Consider the following 585-nt stretch of genomic DNA (forward strand, 5'->3'; position numbering starts at 1 on the left):
GCATTCTCTTGCTTAGCACAAAATAGTATTAGAAAAGTGTATGATAATTATTATTTTATAGAAATCCCTTCTAAAAATGGTAATTTTGACTGTAAAGAAGATGGGACAAAATTGTGTAATAGGTATTATGTGCTTGAAGAAACTTTCTTTAAAGATAAAATAAAACTTTTTATAGCAGAAGATAATGACTATTTCAATGAGAAATCTTCTCCCTTTGCTCTCCTTGATGCAAATCTTAAAGAAGAGCTTTTAAAGTTAGGTAGAAAGAGAGCAAAAATTCAATTTAATAACCATTTTGTCATTTTAGATACTACACACATAAGGACTATTTATCATTGTGTTCCTATGCAAATTAAGTATCAAAAACGTAAAGACAAAACGCTTTTAAAGTTAGATCTAACAAATTTCTCTCATTCACCTGTGGGGAACTATCACTATTATATCTATCTTGAATATAAGAATAATAAACTATCTCTTTCAAAGATAGAGCAAATACCTTTTTCTAAATTGGATTCACATAAGTTTTAATTTTATAAACTATAGTAAGGAAGATGAAAAATAACCTGTTTTTAACTATTTCCCTGC

1 protein-coding gene is annotated in these 585 nt (G+C 27.4%); it reads left to right on the top strand.

Features of this window, described 5'->3' with window-relative positions:
* The coding region (locus tag HMPREF9075_RS11180; RefSeq protein ID WP_009416700.1) for a hypothetical protein at positions 1-528 on the top strand (528 nt) is incomplete at its 5' end.
* Positions 529-585 lie beyond the last annotated feature (57 nt).

The organism is Capnocytophaga sp. oral taxon 332 str. F0381 (assembly GCF_000318275.2).
GTDB classification, from domain to species: Bacteria; Bacteroidota; Bacteroidia; order Flavobacteriales; family Flavobacteriaceae; genus Capnocytophaga; species Capnocytophaga bilenii.